Raw genomic sequence first — 15,859 nt, 5'->3', positions numbered from 1 at the left:
GCAGACGGAGACGTTTTAACACAAAACAACATATTGGCTGAAACGATAAATTAAACATGATTCATAGTCGTCACGTATGAATGAGAGGGTCAGGAAAGGCACAAATGCAGTATTCAATCTGCAATGAATGGGTAATACTCGTTCTAATTATGAGCATTTTTAGCGGGCGAGCCGCTTTCGTTTCGCCCCTCAACGAGTGAGCCGTGACTATGTCTGATAAACACACCGTTCCCCTTTCCGTTCTCGATCTGGCACCTGTTCCACAAGGTACTGATCCCGCGCAGGCCTTTAAATCTTCCCTGGAACTGGCGCAACACGCCGAGAAATGGGGCTATCAACGTTACTGGATGGCTGAACACCACAATATGACCGGCATCGCCAGCGCGGCGACATCCGTATTGCTGGGTTACATTGCGGGCGGCACGAAAACTATTCGCGTGGGTTCCGGCGGTGTCATGCTGCCCAACCATTCCCCGCTGGTGATCGCCGAACAGTTTGGCACGCTGGCCACCCTGTATCCGAACCGTGTCGACCTGGGTCTTGGCCGCGCGCCGGGTACCGATCAGCGCACCATGATTGCTCTGCGCCGGCATCTTTCCGGCGAAGTCGATAACTTCCCGAAAGATGTGCAGGAATTGCAGCTGTATTTCGGTGAAGTTCAGCCGCATCAGGCGGTTCAGGCCGTACCGGGTCAGGGATTGCATGTGCCGATCTGGCTGCTGGGTTCAAGTCTGTACAGCGCTCAGCTGGCTGCCGCGCTCGGGTTACCCTTCGCCTTCGCATCGCATTTCGCACCGGACATGCTGTATCAGGCATTAGCTATTTACCGCAGCAAGTTCCAGCCTTCCGGGCAGCTTGAAAAGCCGTATGCGATGGTGTGTCTCAACGCTATTGGCGCAGACACCGATGAAGAAGCGCGCCGGATGTTTACCTCCAATCAGCAGCAATTCATTAATCTGCGCCGTGGTATGCCGGGCAAACTGCCTGCGCCGGTGGATAATATCGAAAGCCTGTGGTCTGCATCAGAACGCTTTGGTGTGGATAACGCTCTGCGTATGTCGGTGGTTGGTAATAAAGACACACTGCGTCAGGGTTTGCAGTCGATTTTGCGTGAAACTGAAGCCGATGAGCTGATGATCAATGGACAGATTTTTGATCAGCAGGCGCGTTTGCGTTCGTTCGAAATTGTCTCTGAGTTGCAGGGCGATTTAGTAAAAGAGCAGCGCATCAGCTAAGCATCTCGACAAATCACAGACGAAAAAAAACCAGCCGGTTAAGGCTGGTTTTTTATTATCTAAGCTTCAGTAAACCGAAGCGCGATAAATTATGCGTCAGTAGTACGACGTGGTGCGCGGCTTGGCGGACGACGTTCGCCAGCTGCTGAAGAACCTTCACGACGGTCGCCGCTGAAAGAACGTGGAGCGCCGTTACCACGACGTTCACCACCAGCACCGGCAGGACGATCACCGTTGAAAGGACGCGGAGCGCCGTTACCACGACGTTCGCCACCAGCACCGGCCGGACGTTCGCGACGTGCAGGCTGTGGCTGAGCATCACCCAGCAACTGCATGTTCATCGGTTTGTTCAGGATGCGGGTACGGGTGAAATGAGACAGAATCTCGCCCGGCATACCTTTCGGCAGTTCGATCGTGGAGTGCGTACCGAACAGCTTGATGTTACCGATGTAACGGCTGCTGATGTCGCCTTCGTTAGCAATCGCGCCAACGATGTGACGAACTTCAACACCATCATCACGACCCACTTCGATACGGTACAGTTCCATATCGCCAGCTTCACGACGTTCACGACGCGGGCTGTCGCCATCACGTGCAGGACGGTCATTGCTGCGAGCCGGACGGTCACGACGATCGCCACGATCACCGCGGTCCCCACGTTCTTCAAATTCACGACGCGGTGGACGGCTTTTGAAGATTGGGTCAGCGGCAACGATCAGAGGACGTTCGCCCTGTGCCATTTTCAGCAGTGCAGCAGCCAGCGTTTCGATGTCCAGCTCTTCTGCAGGTTGCAGTTTAGCCAACAGTGCGCGGTACTGATCCAGATCGCTGCTTTCCAGTTGTTGCTGAACTTTTGCTGCGAACTTAGCAAGACGACGCTCGCCAAGTACATCAGCAGTTGGAATTTCAACTTCTGGAATGGTCAGCTTCATGGTGCGTTCAATGTTACGCAACAGGCGACGTTCACGGTTCTCAACGAACAGTAATGCGCGACCAGCACGACCAGCACGACCGGTACGGCCGATACGGTGAACGTAAGACTCGGAGTCCATAGGGATATCGTAGTTAACAACCAGGCTGATACGTTCTACGTCGAGACCACGTGCTGCCACGTCGGTTGCGATCAGAATGTCCAGACGGCCATCTTTCAGACGTTCCAGAGTCTGCTCACGCAGAGCCTGGTTCATGTCGCCGTTCAGTGCAGCACTGCTGTAGCCGCTACGTTCCAGGGCTTCAGCCACTTCCAGCGTCGCGCTTTTAGTACGCACGAAGATGATCGCTGCATCAAAGTCTTCAGCTTCCAGGAAACGCACCAGAGCTTCATTCTTACGCAGGCCGTGCACAGTCCAGTAGCTCTGGCTGATGTCCGGACGGGTAGTGATGCTTGACTGAATGCGCACTTCCTGTGGATCTTTCATGAAACGACGTGTAATACGACGGATCGCTTCTGGCATGGTTGCAGAGAACAACGCGGTCTGATGTTGAGCCGGGATCTGCGCCATGATGGTTTCGACGTCTTCGATGAAGCCCATACGCAGCATTTCATCGGCTTCGTCCAGTACCAGACCGCTCAGGTTAGAGAGGTTCAGGGTGCCACGTTTCAGGTGGTCCAGCAGGCGGCCCGGGGTACCCACAACAACTTGTGGACCTTGACGCAGTGCGCGCAGCTGAACGTCATAGCGCTGGCCGCCATAAAGGGCAACCACATTCACGCCATGCATATGTTTAGAGAAGTCAGTCATTGCTTCAGCAACCTGAACCGCCAGTTCGCGGGTTGGTGCCAGAACAAGAATTTGTGGTGCTTTCAGTGAAGCATCAATGTTGTGCAGCAAAGGTAAAGAGAATGCAGCAGTTTTACCGGAACCGGTCTGCGCCATACCCAGAACATCACGGCCGCTCAGCAGGTGAGGAATACACTCAGCCTGGATTGGTGAAGGTTTTTCGTAGCCCAAATCGGTAAGGGCAGAAATGATCGGAGCAGACAGCCCCAGGTCAGCAAAAGAGATTTCAAGCTCAGTAGTCATGTACACGTGCCTCATTAATAATGGCAGCCAGTCTACATAACTCGTCGAGAAAATTTTCAGTCATTTTCATTGAAAAGTGTGAACCGGCTCAAATTAGATTATAAAACGAACAAAGCAACCCTCGCCCGTTAAGGCGCTTAAAAATGGTAAAAACCATGATTAATCAGGCTGATTGGTGTCGTCAGCTATTGCTGGTCCGATTCTGATAGGTCGTCTTGCTCTTGGCCCAAAAGCGCCAATTCCAACAATGCATAGCGGTGCTCAACAAAGTTGTGAACGTTGTTAGCTACCGTCAGTTTGAACAGTGCCGCGGCGCTGTTCTTGTCCCCCAGACTTAGGTAATGCTTACCTAAATAGAAGTCAGTTTCACTGAGATGCTCAGCGAGCGAAGTGTTATCCGTTGCTTCTGCCTTGAGGCGTTCCATCAGCGTAGTTTCGCTGATTTTGCCCAAGTAGAATTCGACGATATTCCATCCCCATTGCCCTCTGTCCGCTTTGTCATAACGCTGTTGAAGCGCTACGTCGGCATCCTTCGGATTGATTTCTCGCTCCGCAAGGTAAAGCCATAACGAACGGAAGGGATCATTTGGATCGTCTCGATAAAACGCCTGCAGATCATCCTGCGCTAACGAGAATCGGCCACCGTAATACAGTGCGATACCTCGGTTCAAACGCGCGTAGTTGTAAGTTGGATCAAGCTCTAGTACAGAATCAAACGCTTCATAGGCAGCATCGAAATTGCCTGCCTGCGTTAGGTAAATCCCCAGGTAGTTAAAAACTTCTGGCATATCAGGACGAATAGACAGCGCTTGTGAAAAATCATTTCGCGCCAGTGCTCTTAGCCCGAGACTATCATACAGCACACCGCGCTCATATAATAGCTGTGCTCTCTCATCGTCGGTTAATGACCGGCTGGCAAGAATTTGTTCCATGCGTGCCAGGATGACTTCCTGCTGCAACGTCGGTTGCAACGGAATCGCCAGAACTTCATTTTTACGCCAATCATGGTTGCTGCATCCTGCCAACATAAGTGCTGTCGCAACATAACACCAGCGCAAGAAAGGCTTCATTTCTACTCCCGGAGTACAAACATTGGATAGACATCCTGTCATCCGCTTGCTTAACACAAACGCGTCCTACGTTCGTGATACGAACAGCTCCCCTCCTGATGGAAAGGAGCTGTAAAACTTCTGTTACAGATTATTCTGCGGCAGGTTGCTCAGTTGTGTCGTCTTGAGTCGGTGCAGTTGCTTCTTTGATGCTCAAACGCACACGGCCCTGGCGGTCAACTTCCAGTACCTTAACCGGTACTTCCTGACCCATCTGCAGGTAATCAGTCACTTTCTCGACACGCTTATCAGCGATCTGAGAAATATGAACCAGACCTTCTTTACCGCCGCCGATGGCAACAAACGCACCAAAGTCTACGATACGGGTCACTTTACCCTGATAGATACGGCCAACTTCGATTTCCGCAGTGATCTCTTCGATACGACGGATAGCGTATTTCGCTTTCTCGCCGTCGGTTGCTGCGATTTTCACAGTACCGTCATCTTCGATTTCGATAGTCGTGCCAGTCTCTTCAGTCAGAGCACGGATCACAGAACCACCTTTACCGATCACGTCCTTGATTTTGTCCGGGCTGATCTTAATGGTGTGGATACGTGGAGCAAACTGAGAGATGTCGCCACGCGGGGTGCTGATAGCCTGTTCCATAACGCCCAGAATGTGCAGACGCGCACCCTTAGCCTGGTTCAGAGCCACCTGCATGATTTCGCGGGTGATACCTTCGATTTTGATGTCCATCTGCAGCGCGGTGATACCATCGCGGCTACCGGCAACTTTAAAGTCCATGTCGCCCAGGTGATCTTCGTCACCCAGAATGTCAGACAGAACAACAAAGCTTTCGCCTTCTTTGACCAGACCCATTGCGATACCCGCAACAGCGGCTTTGATAGGCACGCCTGCATCCATCAGGGCCAGAGATGCACCACAAACGGAAGCCATAGAAGATGAACCGTTAGATTCGGTGATTTCAGAAACCACACGTACAGTGTACGGGAAGTCTTCTGGTTTTGGCATCATCGCCAACACGCCGCGCTTGGCCAAACGACCGTGACCAATCTCACGACGTTTAGGTGAACCGACCATGCCAGTCTCACCTACGGAGTATGGAGGGAAGTTGTAATGGAACAGGAAGCTGTCAGACTTCTCACCCATTAACTCGTCCAGGTTTTGCGCGTCACGTGCAGTACCCAGCGTCGCTGTGACCAGCGCCTGAGTTTCACCACGGGTGAACAGTGCTGAACCGTGGGTACGTGGCAGAACACCAGTACGAACGTCCAGACCGCGGATCATGTCTTTTTCACGACCATCGATACGTGGCTCGCCACGCAGAACACGGCTACGCACCACGTTCTTCTCAATGCTGCCCAGCAGGTCAGAGATTTCGCCAGCATCCAGCGCTTCATCTTCGGCTTGCAGTGTTTGCACAACTTCAGATTTGATCACGTTGATTTGAGCGTAACGGTCTTGTTTGTCAGTGATCAGATAAGCATCACCTAAACGAGATTCTGCCAGCGCAGCAACGCGAGCGTGCAGCTCAGCGTTAACCACTTCTGGCTGCCAATCCCATTTCGCTTTACCAACTTCAGCAACCAGAGAGTTGATGTTATCGATAACGATTTGTTGTTGTTCGTGGCCGAACACCACAGCGCCCAGCATCTGGTCTTCGCTAAGAACATCCGCTTCAGATTCAACCATCAGGACCGCGCCTTTAGTACCGGCAACCACCAGATCCAGACTGCTGGTTTTCAGCTCGTCTGCGGTTGGGTTAAGGACGTACTGGTCGTTGATGTAACCTACGCGCGCAGAACCGATTGGGCCGCTGAATGGAATACCAGACAGGCTCAGGGCAGCAGACGCACCGATCATCGCAACGATGTCAGGGTTAACTTGCGGGTTCAGGGAAACCACGGTGGCGATAACCTGAACTTCATTCAGGAAGCCTTCCGGGAACAGCGGGCGAATTGGACGGTCGATCAGACGGGAAGTCAGTGTTTCGCCTTCGCTTGGACGGCCTTCACGACGGAAGAAGCTGCCCGGGATACGACCAGCAGCGTAAGTACGCTCCTGATAGTTAACGGTCAGTGGGAAGAAGCTCTGACCTGGTTTAGCTTTTTTCTGGCCAACAACGGTAACGAAAACCGCTGTGTCGTCCATGCTAACCATCACGGCCGCAGTCGCCTGACGCGCCATCATGCCGGTTTCCAGCGTAACGGTGTGCTGGCCGTATTGGAATTTACGAATAGTCGGATTAAGCAATGTAATGTCCTTAATTGTGGCGCGCAGCTGTTATGACAGCAGTTCACACCGATAGATATCCGAGCTTCTCACTACATTCTCGCGACTAATGACAATCCTTATTGGCCTGGCAATGTGGCAATAAAGTCTCTCATTAGCCGCGCGAAAACATCTGTAACGGAAGTTCATGTTCTTAGATTAACAGCAGAAACAACAGCCATACAGTAACCTGATTTGGTGTCGCTTCCTAGAATAAAGGGGCCTATTGGCCCCTTTACACTGAAACTCGCTTGATTAGCGACGCAGACCCAGACGTTCGATCAGGCTGGTGTAACGTGCTACATCTTTACCCTTCAGGTAGTCCAGCAGTTTACGACGCTGAGAAACCATGCGCAGCAGACCACGACGGCTGTGGTGATCTTTTTTGTGCTCTGCAAAGTGACCTTGCAGGTGGTTAATTTGAGCAGTCAGCAGAGCAACCTGAACTTCGGAAGAACCACTGTCGTTTGTGCCACGACCAAAGTCGGAAACGATTTGAGCTTTAGCTTCAACGCTTAGAGACATAATTATACTCCAAAATATTATAGATAGTTTAAACGGGTGCCGATCTCTAATTCAGCTACCCAATGCATAAGCTGCGCTATTCTACCCTTTGCTATATATGATCGCAAGATGGGCAAAAAGCGCTTATTCGGTATATTCGACGACCAAACGACGCGGCGCAATGCGTCCATCATCATCTATTTCGCCAATGCCGATAAACTTACGTTCTTCACCTTCCGTGATGCGAACCATGCCACTTGTCGGTGCGCCAGATGCCTGAACAGGTTGACCCTGTTTCACGTATCCAGCCACTACTGGCAGCAGGTTCACTTCCGGGAAGTCTTCACAGGCGCTGTCCATAGGCAGCAACAAAGGATCCAACAGTAAGCGCGGTTCAATGCCCTGCTCTTCTGCCTGAGCCATCAGCTCATGGAGTTTTTCCATGGTGACCATACGCTCAAGTGGATACGTTGCTACCTGCAAACGGCGCAGATAAGTGACGTGTGCACCACATCCTAATTTTTCACCCAAATCATCCACAATCGTGCGGATGTAGGTGCCTTTCGAGCAGTGAATTTCCAGTTCAACCTCAACACCTTCCCAGCGAATGAACTTCAGTTCATACACCGTGATGCTGCGGGATTCGCGTGGAACTTCAATACCCTGACGCGCATATTCGTACAGCTTTTTTCCTTCGTATTTCAGTGCAGAATACATGGAAGGAATTTGCTGGGTTTCCCCGCGGAAGCTGTCGAGTGCATCGTCAAGTTGCTGCTGAGTAAAGGTCATTTCACGTTCGGAAATGATTTCACCTTCCGCATCAGAGGTATCAGTCCGTTGCCCCATGCGGGCAATGACGCGATAACGCTTGTCGGAATCCAGCAGAAAACGGGAAAACTTGGTCGCTTCGCCTAAGCATAGCGGCAACATGCCTGTCGCCAGAGGATCAAGCGCACCGGTATGTCCTGCACGGTTGGCGTTATAAAGGCGTTTGACCTTTTGCAGCGCGTCGTTGGAAGACAAGCCGTAAGATTTGTCCAGTAGCAGAACGCCGTGAATATCACGGCCGCGGCGACGTGGGCGGCTCATTATACTTCCTCGTCGTCGCCTGCAGCTGAACGACGTTCAGCATCATTCTTCACGACATTGGTCACCAGGTTAGACATACGCATGCCTTCAACCAGTGAGTTGTCGTAAGCAAAAGTCAGTTCAGGAACAACGCGCAGACGCATCGCTTTACCGATCAGGGTACGAATGAAACCTGATGCGTCCTGTAAGGCTTTGATACCGTTTTTCACACGATCGGGATCGTGATTATCGGTGGTCAGAACGTCAAGGAAGGTCACGAACACCTTGGCATATGCCAGATCACGTGAAACTTCAACACCAGACACGGTGGCCATGCCAACACGTGGGTCTTTGACTTCGCGCTGTAAAATAATCGCGATTTCTTTTTGCATCTCCTGAGAGACGCGCTGTGTACGGCTAAATTCTTTTGCCATGATTATTCTTTCTCCACTTGCTCCAGACAAATAAGGGGGCGCAAGGCCCCCATCTGGATATCAGCTACTTCGCAAACGTTAAGCGATAGTACGTTTGATCTCGATGATTTCGAAGACTTCGATCACATCGCCAGTACGCACATCGTTGTAGTTCTTAACGCCGATACCACATTCCATGCCGTTGCGAACTTCAGCAACATCATCTTTGAAGCGGCGCAGGGATTCCAGCTCGCCTTCGTAGATAACCACGTTGTCACGCAGTACACGGATTGGGTTGTTACGCTTGATCATACCTTCAGTAACCATACAACCGGCAATTGCACCAAATTTCGGTGACTTGAACACGTCACGAACTTCAGCCAGGCCGATGATTTGCTGTTTGTACTCTGGCGCCAACATACCGCTCATCGCCTGTTTAACTTCGTCAATCAGGTTATAGATTACGGAATAGTAACGCAGATCCAGGCTTTCGCTTTCTACGACGCGGCGAGCAGAAGCATCGGCACGTACGTTGAAGCCCAGGATGATCGCACGGGAAGCGGCTGCCAGCGTAGCATCAGTCTCGGTAATACCACCGACACCCATACCCACGATTTTGACTTTCACTTCGTCGGTAGACAAGCTCTGCAGTGCATCGGAAATCGCTTCGCAAGAACCCTGTACGTCAGATTTCAGAACGATATTCAGTTCAGACACTTCACCTTCGGTCATGTTCGCGAACATGTTTTCCAGTTTAGATTTCTGCTGACGAGCCAGTTTCACTTCGCGGAATTTACCCTGACGGTAAAGCGCAACTTCACGGGCTTTTTTCTCATCACGTACAACGGTAACTTCATCACCCGCAGCCGGAACGCTGGACAGACCCAACACTTCCACCGGGATAGATGGACCCGCAGACGTAATGTCGCGACCCATTTCATCACGCATTGCACGAACGCGGCCGTATTCGAAGCCACACAGAATGATGTCGCCTTTGTTCAGCGTACCTTCCTGAACCAGAACAGTTGCAACCGGGCCACGACCTTTGTCCAGGAAGGACTCGATCACAACGCCGCTTGCCATACCGGTACGGACGGCTTTCAGTTCCAGAACTTCGGCCTGCAGCAAGATAGCTTGCAGCAGATCGTCGATGCCTGTCCCTGCTTTCGCAGAAACGTGGATGAACTGAGACTCACCGCCCCACTCTTCTGGCATAACGCCGTACTGAGAAAGCTCGGTACGAACGCGATCGGGATCAGCGTCTGGTTTATCAATTTTGTTCACTGCAACCACGATTGGCACGCCAGCGGCTTTCGCATGCTGTACGGCTTCGATGGTTTGTGGCATCACGCCATCATCGGCTGAAACAACCAGAACTACGATGTCAGTCGCTTTGGCACCACGAGCACGCATTGAAGTAAACGCGGCGTGTCCCGGAGTATCCAGGAACGTGATCATGCCGTTTTCAGTTTCAACGTGATAAGCACCGATGTGCTGGGTAATACCACCGGCTTCGCCCGCAGCAACTTTCGTTGAGCGAATGTAGTCAAGCAGGGAGGTTTTACCGTGGTCAACGTGACCCATGATGGTCACAACCGGAGCACGTGGCTCAGCACCAGCGGATGCGCCCGTATCACGGTCGCTCATCAGCGCTTCTTCCAGTTCATTTTCACGACGCAGGATAACTTTATGGCCCATTTCTTCAGCAACCAGCTGAGCAGTTTCCTGATCAATAACCTGGTTGATGGTGGCCATCGCGCCCAGTTTCATCATAGTTTTGATGACCTGAGAGCCTTTAACTGCCATTTTGTTCGCCAGCTCAGCAACGGTAATGGTTTCACCCACTACGACGTCACGGTTCACTGCAGCAACAGGCTTGTTGAAGCTCTGTTGCAGGGTGCTTGGCTTACGCTTGCCTTTACCATTACGGCCAACAGCACGTGCTTCTTCGCGATCAGCTTTAGATTCAGACAGTTTATTGCCTTTCTTCTGCTTGGTCGCTTTGCCACCGCGGGTACGGCTACGACGTTCGCCTTCAACTTTGGCGTCGTTCTCGTCTTCAGCAGCACGGGCATGGGTAGAAGTGGTGACATGATAGTCAGCAGATTCTGATTCGCTTGGCGCGACAGTTTCAGTCCAGACACCAGAGTCAGCCATTTTACGAGCTTCTTCTGCAATACGCTTGGCGTTTTCTTCAACCTTACGCTGGGCTTCTTCTTCCGTTTTGCGTTTCAGCTCTGCGGCTTCAGCTTCACGGCGTGCTTTATCTGCCTGAGCTGGTTTAGTTACTTCGTCGGTATGTTGATTCGTCACTTTATCTTTTTCCGCTGCATCACGCTTAGCTTTATCAGCGGCCTCACGTTTAGCTTGCTCTTCGGCGGCGCGTTTGGCTTTTTCCTGAGCTTCGCGCTGGGCTTGCTCCGCTGCTGCACGCTGTGCCTGTTCTTCCGCGTCACGCTTCGCCTGCTCTTCCGCTTCGGCCTGAGCAAGTTCTGCTTCGGTCATATCACGTTTAACATAAGTGCGTTTCTTGCGGACTTCGATTTGCACCGATTTACTCGTCCCGCCGGTGCTCGGAATATTCAGTGTACTACGCGTTTTGCGTTGTAACGTCAGTTTGTTTGTCGCACCAGCGTTTCCGCCATTCAGATGCGCCAGCAATGTTTCTTTTTCCTGCTGGGTCACAGAGTCAGATTCGGACTTCGAGATCCCTGCATCAGCAAATTGCTGTACCAGGCGATCTACCGGGGTCTGAATCTCTGCCGCCAGCGATTTTACAGTTACATCTGTCATGCTGTTCCTTCCTGCTACAGTTATTACGCGTTGTCGCCAAACCAGCAGATATTGCGCGCGGCCATGATAAGTTCACCAGCCTGCTCGTCAGTAAGACCTTCAATATCAGCCAGATCGTCGACACCCTGCTCGGCAAGATCTTCCAGCGTACAAACGCCTTGTGCAGCCAGTTTAAACGCCATGCTACGTTCCAGACCCGCCAAATTCAGCAGATCGTCAGCAGGCTTATTGTCACCGAGACTTTCTTCCTGAGCTAAAGCCAACGTGGTCAGCGCTTCTTTCGCGCGTTCGCGCAGCGCATTCACGGTGTCTTCATCCAGGCCGTCGATTTCTAGCAATTCGTTCACCGGCACGTAAGCCAGCTCTTCGAGGGTAGAGAAACCTTCTTCGACCAGAACCGTGGCGAAATCTTCATCGATTGCCAGGTATTTAGTGAAGGTTTCGATCGCAGCGTGAGCCTCAGCCTGATGTTTGGCCTGCAGGTCGTCTGCTGTCATCACGTTCAGTTCCCAGCGGTCATCACCACGATGCTGTTTCAACAGTTGGGAAGCCAAACGTACGTTCTGACCATTACGGCCAATCGCCTGTGCCAGATTGCTGGCTTCTACGGCGATATCCATGGTGCATCTATCTTCATCAACCACGATGGAGGCAACATCTGCCGGTGCCATCGCATTGATAACGAATTGCGCAGGATTATCATCCCAAAGGATGATATCAATACGTTCTCCGCCCAGTTCACTGGAAACGGCCTGAACGCGTGCACCGCGCATACCGACACAAGCACCGACCGGGTCGATGCGCTTGTCGTTGGTTTTCACTGCGATTTTTGCACGGGAGCCAGGATCACGGGCTGCCGCTTTAATCTCGATCAGCTCTTCACCGATTTCTGGCACTTCAATGCGGAACAGTTCAATCAGCATTTCATTACGTGAACGGCTGACAAAGAGCTGCGCGCCGCGCGCTTCCGGACGGACATCATACAGAACGCCACGAATGCGGTCACCGGAACGGAAGTTTTCGCGCGGAAGCATATCTTCACGCAGGATAACAGCCTCAGCATTGCTCCCTAAGTCCAGGGCGATGCTGTCACGGTTAACTTTTTTGACGACGCCAGTGACGATTTCGCCTTGCTGTTCACGGAACTGCTCAACCACCATCGCGCGCTCAGCTTCGCGTACTTTCTGTACGATAACTTGTTTTGCGGTTTGGGTGGTAATGCGGTCGAATGTGACTGACTCGATTTGATCTTCAATGTAACCGCCGAGTTCGATAGACGGTTCTTCATACTGTGCTGCTTCGAGGGTGATTTCACGTGTTGGCTGAGTCACTTCGTCGACCGCAACCCAACGACGGAAGGTATCAAAGTCACCGGTTTTACGGTCAATGCTGACGCGGACTTCGATTTCCTGCTCGTATTTTTTCTTGGTCGCTGTTGATAATGCAATTTCCAGCGCTTCAAAAATCTTCTCGCGCGGGAGGGATTTTTCATTAGAAACTGCTTCTACAACAGCCAGAATCTCTTTGTTCATCCTAGTTGCCTCTTCCAAACTCTTTAAAAGTGGGGTACCAGGTTCGCTTTCTGGATGTTGCTCAGTGCGAACACTTCATCTTTCCCTTCCACAGTCACCGTGATCATTTCGCCTTCGACAGCTTTGATGATGCCCTGCCATTTACGACGATTCTGGACCGCCATACGCAGTACCATGCTGACTTCGTCACCGATAAAACGTTGATAATGCTCAGCGGTGAACATAGGACGATCAAGGCCTGGAGAGGAAACTTCCAGGTTATAGGCGACGGTGACCGGATCTTCTACGTCCAGCACAGCGCTCACCTGGTGGCTGACATCAGCACAATCATCAACATTGATCCCGGCGTCACTATCAATATAGATGCGCAACGTCGATTGGCGAGCCCGAACGAACTCGATGCCCACCAGCTCAAAGCCAAGTGCCTCGACTGGTGCTGTAATCAGCTCTGTTAATTTTTGTTCTAATGTGGACAAGCCCACCCCCAAGACATAAAAAAAGGGCTAAATAGCCCAGTGATTCTGTTGCCAAATAACAAAAAACCCCGATAAATCGGGGCTTTATGCAACTGGACCCTATTTGCCGCATAGCGGCTTCGGTACAACTTTCGAAGTGTTATTTTCAAATAGTTACTTTCAAATGGGAACTGCAGAACATCACAGGGAGATACTGAAAGTCTATTTGAAATAAACACTTAGGGAAAGTGGTTGCGGGGGCCGGATTTGAACCGACGACCTTCGGGTTATGAGCCCGACGAGCTACCAGGCTGCTCCACCCCGCGTCCGAAAACGTGGCAAATACTACGCCGATAATCGCTAAAAAGCAAATTATCATAAAGATTGGTACCGAGGACGGGACTTGAACCCGTAAGCCCATTCGGGCACTACCACCTCAAGGTAGCGTGTCTACCAATTCCACCACCTCGGCACTCTTTTTTTTCACAATCGCTTGTACTGTCCAAGTTCAAGCCACTGTTTAAAACTTTCACTTCTTTAGGTAAGAAGGTTACTGCTTAGTGAGGAACGTCACTGTTAGGCGCTGCTGGAGCGGCCGGTGCAGTTGTCTGCTCAGTTTGCGCTGGCTGACTTAGGTTTTCCCACTCACTACCTTTTTGGCTATTATTGGTGCTCATGTTCCCAAGAATCAAACTAATGATAAAGAACAAAGCCGCCAAAACGCCAGTCATACGGGTCATGAAGTTACCGGAACCACTCGAACCGAACAATGTGCCAGAAGCACCTGCTCCGAAAGAGGCTCCCATATCAGCGCCTTTACCTTGTTGCAGCATAACCAGAGCCACAAGGCCGATTGCTACGATAAGGAAAATCACCAGAAGAGCGTCGTACATAGTAGTACCTGTATCCTCGCGGGTTCACCGCATGCCAATTGCTTCTCACCAATTTAGCGGGCCATCTAAGGACCCACTGAAGCGGGTGTGAATACTAACCAAAGCCGTATTGGCACGCAAGGGCAATTTGCACTGAAATGTTTGTTTGCGGAAAAAAACGTCAAATACGGCTTAAAACACATTGCTGTTTTTACTTTGCGCCCTTTTCCACCCGAAAAAGATAGCGCAAAGCCGGTAAATTCACCGCTATTTTATCAGCTTACGGTTTAACCGCTTTAACTGCATCGGCAATGCGATTGGCCAGTTTTTCGACCAACTCCGCATCCTCGCCCTCTACCATGACGCGTAGCAAAGGCTCGGTACCAGATTTACGCAATAATACGCGGCCACGCCCTGCCAGCTGCTTTTCAACCTCTGCGGTAACCAGCTTAACGTCTTCAGACTCCAGCGGATCGTGTTCACCGGCGAAGCGGACGTTGATCAGGATCTGAGGAAGTAATTTCATGCCGCTGCACAAATCATGCAGGCTCATGTGGTTGCGCACCATTGCGGTAAGCACTTGCAAACCGGCCACAATGCCGTCACCCGTGGTGGTTTTGTCCAACAGGATGATATGGCCCGAGTTCTCAGCACCAATACGCCAGCCTTTTTCTTGCATTTTTTCCAGTACGTAGCGGTCACCCACTTTCGCACGGGTAAACGGAATACCCAGCTGTTTCAACGCCAGCTCAAGACCCATGTTGCTCATCAGCGTACCGACGGCACCGCCCTTCAGCTGCCCCTGACGTAAACCTTCGCGCGCAATGATATACAGAATCTGATCGCCATCGACTTTGTTGCCTTCGTTATCAACCATGATGAGGCGATCGCCGTCGCCGTCAAAGGCCAGACCGACGTCTGCTTTTTCAGCCAGCACGCGCTGTTGCAGCTGACGGACATCCGTTGCGCCGCATTCTTCGTTGATATTCATGCCGTCCGGCTCACAACCGATGGCAATCACTTTCGCACCCAGCTCGCGCAATACGCTTGGCGCGATGTGATAAGTTGCACCATTGGCGCAATCCACCACGATTTTAAGCCCGTTCAGGCTCAGTTCACTCGGGAACGTCCCTTTACAGAATTCGATGTAACGACCGGCAGCATCGACAATACGGCTGGCTTTACCCAATTCGGCAGATTCCACGCAGGTCAGCGGTTTTTCCAGCTCAGCCTCGATGGCTTCTTCCACGTCATCGGGCAGTTTTGTGCCATCGATGGTGAAGAATTTGATGCCGTTGTCGTAATAAGGATTGTGGGACGCAGAGATAACAATCCCGGCTTCAGCGCGGAAAGTGCGCGTCAGATACGCCACAGCAGGCGTCGGCATCGGCCCGGTGAAAGATGCAGATAAGCCTGCCGCCGCCAGTCCGGCTTCCAGGGCTGATTCGAGCATGTAACCAGATATGCGCGTGTCTTTGCCGATAATCACTTTGCGCGAACCATGACGCGCCAGCACTTTGCCCGCCGCCCAGCCTAGTTTCAGCACGAAATCAGGTGTAATTGGTGTATCGCCTACTTTTCCGCGAATGCCATCAGTACCAAAGTATTTACGGTTGCTCAT

14 protein-coding genes and 2 tRNA genes are annotated in these 15,859 nt (G+C 51.6%); 2 read left to right on the top strand and 14 right to left on the bottom strand.

The genetic code is table 11. From position 1 onward, the window contains the following. Positions 1-209: 209 nt before the first annotated feature. Positions 210-1,235, top strand: coding sequence for a luciferase-like monooxygenase (locus I2123_RS04550; RefSeq protein ID WP_213051866.1), 1,026 nt, complete (start codon positions 210-212; stop codon positions 1,233-1,235). Between the two features lie 89 nt (positions 1,236-1,324). Here I2123_RS04550 and I2123_RS04545 read toward each other — a convergent pair whose 3' ends face one another. The 13 genes from I2123_RS04545 to secG all read right to left on the bottom strand — a co-directional run bounded on the left by I2123_RS04545 (position 1,325) and on the right by secG (position 14,259). Continuing rightward, positions 1,325-3,259, bottom strand: coding sequence for a DEAD/DEAH family ATP-dependent RNA helicase (locus tag I2123_RS04545; RefSeq protein ID WP_112164594.1), 1,935 nt, complete (start codon positions 3,257-3,259; stop codon positions 1,325-1,327). After that, on the bottom strand, positions 3,249-3,323 hold the full coding sequence (gene yrbN, locus I2123_RS25765) for a protein YrbN (protein WP_223499600.1): 75 nt from the start codon (positions 3,321-3,323) through the stop codon (positions 3,249-3,251). Before yrbN ends, I2123_RS04545 begins: the two co-directional genes overlap by 11 nt. Before the next feature lie 121 nt (positions 3,324-3,444). Then, positions 3,445-4,329, bottom strand: coding sequence for a lipoprotein NlpI (gene nlpI, locus I2123_RS04535; RefSeq protein ID WP_112164593.1), 885 nt, complete (start codon positions 4,327-4,329; stop codon positions 3,445-3,447). Positions 4,330-4,459: 130 nt separating this feature from the next. Then, complete coding sequence (pnp, locus tag I2123_RS04530; RefSeq protein ID WP_112164592.1) at positions 4,460-6,583, bottom strand: polyribonucleotide nucleotidyltransferase; 2,124 nt, start codon at positions 6,581-6,583, stop codon at positions 4,460-4,462. 273 nt (positions 6,584-6,856) lie between these two features. Continuing rightward, positions 6,857-7,126, bottom strand: a complete 270-nt coding sequence (rpsO, locus tag I2123_RS04525) for a 30S ribosomal protein S15 (RefSeq protein ID WP_112164591.1) — start codon at positions 7,124-7,126, stop codon at positions 6,857-6,859. Positions 7,127-7,249: 123 nt separating this feature from the next. Next, complete coding sequence (gene truB / locus I2123_RS04520) at positions 7,250-8,194, bottom strand: tRNA pseudouridine(55) synthase TruB (RefSeq protein ID WP_112164590.1); 945 nt, start codon at positions 8,192-8,194, stop codon at positions 7,250-7,252. Then, complete coding sequence (rbfA, locus tag I2123_RS04515) at positions 8,194-8,607, bottom strand: 30S ribosome-binding factor RbfA (protein ID WP_101078324.1); 414 nt, start codon at positions 8,605-8,607, stop codon at positions 8,194-8,196. The genes truB and rbfA overlap by 1 nt, the downstream gene beginning before the upstream one ends. 78 nt (positions 8,608-8,685) lie before the next feature. Next, entirely contained in the window at positions 8,686-11,379 is a 2,694-nt protein-coding gene (infB, locus tag I2123_RS04510; protein ID WP_112164589.1) for a translation initiation factor IF-2, read from the bottom strand. A gap of 23 nt (positions 11,380-11,402) precedes the next feature. Then, positions 11,403-12,911, bottom strand: coding sequence for a transcription termination factor NusA (nusA, locus tag I2123_RS04505; RefSeq protein ID WP_112164588.1), 1,509 nt, complete (start codon positions 12,909-12,911; stop codon positions 11,403-11,405). Between the two features lie 23 nt (positions 12,912-12,934). Continuing rightward, complete coding sequence (gene rimP, locus I2123_RS04500; protein ID WP_056782522.1) at positions 12,935-13,387, bottom strand: ribosome maturation factor RimP; 453 nt, start codon at positions 13,385-13,387, stop codon at positions 12,935-12,937. A 228-nt stretch (positions 13,388-13,615) separates the two neighbouring features. Then, a tRNA-Met gene (locus I2123_RS04495) sits at positions 13,616-13,692 on the bottom strand. A gap of 59 nt (positions 13,693-13,751) precedes the next feature. Further along, positions 13,752-13,838: transfer RNA gene (locus tag I2123_RS04490), tRNA-Leu, on the bottom strand. Between the two features lie 85 nt (positions 13,839-13,923). Continuing rightward, a complete protein-coding gene (gene secG, locus I2123_RS04485) occupies positions 13,924-14,259 on the bottom strand; it encodes a preprotein translocase subunit SecG (protein WP_213051865.1) in 336 nt (111 codons plus the stop codon). A gap of 87 nt (positions 14,260-14,346) precedes the next feature. Between secG and I2123_RS04480 the strand changes: the two genes are divergently transcribed. After that, on the top strand, positions 14,347-14,529 hold the full coding sequence (locus I2123_RS04480; RefSeq protein ID WP_213051864.1) for a hypothetical protein: 183 nt from the start codon (positions 14,347-14,349) through the stop codon (positions 14,527-14,529). Here the strand turns inward: I2123_RS04480 and glmM are convergent. Further along, the gene (glmM, locus tag I2123_RS04475; RefSeq protein ID WP_112164586.1) at positions 14,519-15,859 is read right to left on the bottom strand and encodes a phosphoglucosamine mutase; all 1,341 of its coding nucleotides are present in this window, start codon (positions 15,857-15,859) and stop codon (positions 14,519-14,521) included. The genes I2123_RS04480 and glmM overlap by 11 nt on opposite strands.

Origin of the sequence: Rahnella inusitata, assembly GCF_018288855.1 — a bacterium.
GTDB lineage: Bacteria > Pseudomonadota > Gammaproteobacteria > Enterobacterales > Enterobacteriaceae > Rahnella > Rahnella inusitata.
This window is presented reverse-complemented; position numbering and strand designations above follow the sequence as displayed.

Excerpts from the sequence above, each read along its gene's own strand:
- I2123_RS04550 (WP_213051866.1), top strand. The coding sequence starts at position 210 with ATGTCTGATAAACACACCGTTCCCCTTTCCGTTCTCGATCTGGCACCT.
- I2123_RS04545 (WP_112164594.1), bottom strand. The coding sequence starts at position 3,259 with ATGACTACTGAGCTTGAAATCTCTTTTGCTGACCTGGGGCTGTCTGCT.
- nlpI (WP_112164593.1), bottom strand. The coding sequence starts at position 4,329 with ATGAAGCCTTTCTTGCGCTGGTGTTATGTTGCGACAGCACTTATGTTG.
- rpsO (WP_112164591.1), bottom strand. The coding sequence starts at position 7,126 with ATGTCTCTAAGCGTTGAAGCTAAAGCTCAAATCGTTTCCGACTTTGGT.
- truB (WP_112164590.1), bottom strand. The coding sequence starts at position 8,194 with ATGAGCCGCCCACGTCGCCGCGGCCGTGATATTCACGGCGTTCTGCTA.
- rbfA (WP_101078324.1), bottom strand. The coding sequence starts at position 8,607 with ATGGCAAAAGAATTTAGCCGTACACAGCGCGTCTCTCAGGAGATGCAA.
- infB (WP_112164589.1), bottom strand. The coding sequence starts at position 11,379 with ATGACAGATGTAACTGTAAAATCGCTGGCGGCAGAGATTCAGACCCCG.
- nusA (WP_112164588.1), bottom strand. The coding sequence starts at position 12,911 with ATGAACAAAGAGATTCTGGCTGTTGTAGAAGCAGTTTCTAATGAAAAA.
- secG (WP_213051865.1), bottom strand. The coding sequence starts at position 14,259 with ATGTACGACGCTCTTCTGGTGATTTTCCTTATCGTAGCAATCGGCCTT.
- glmM (WP_112164586.1), bottom strand. The coding sequence starts at position 15,859 with ATGAGCAACCGTAAATACTTTGGTACTGATGGCATTCGCGGAAAAGTA.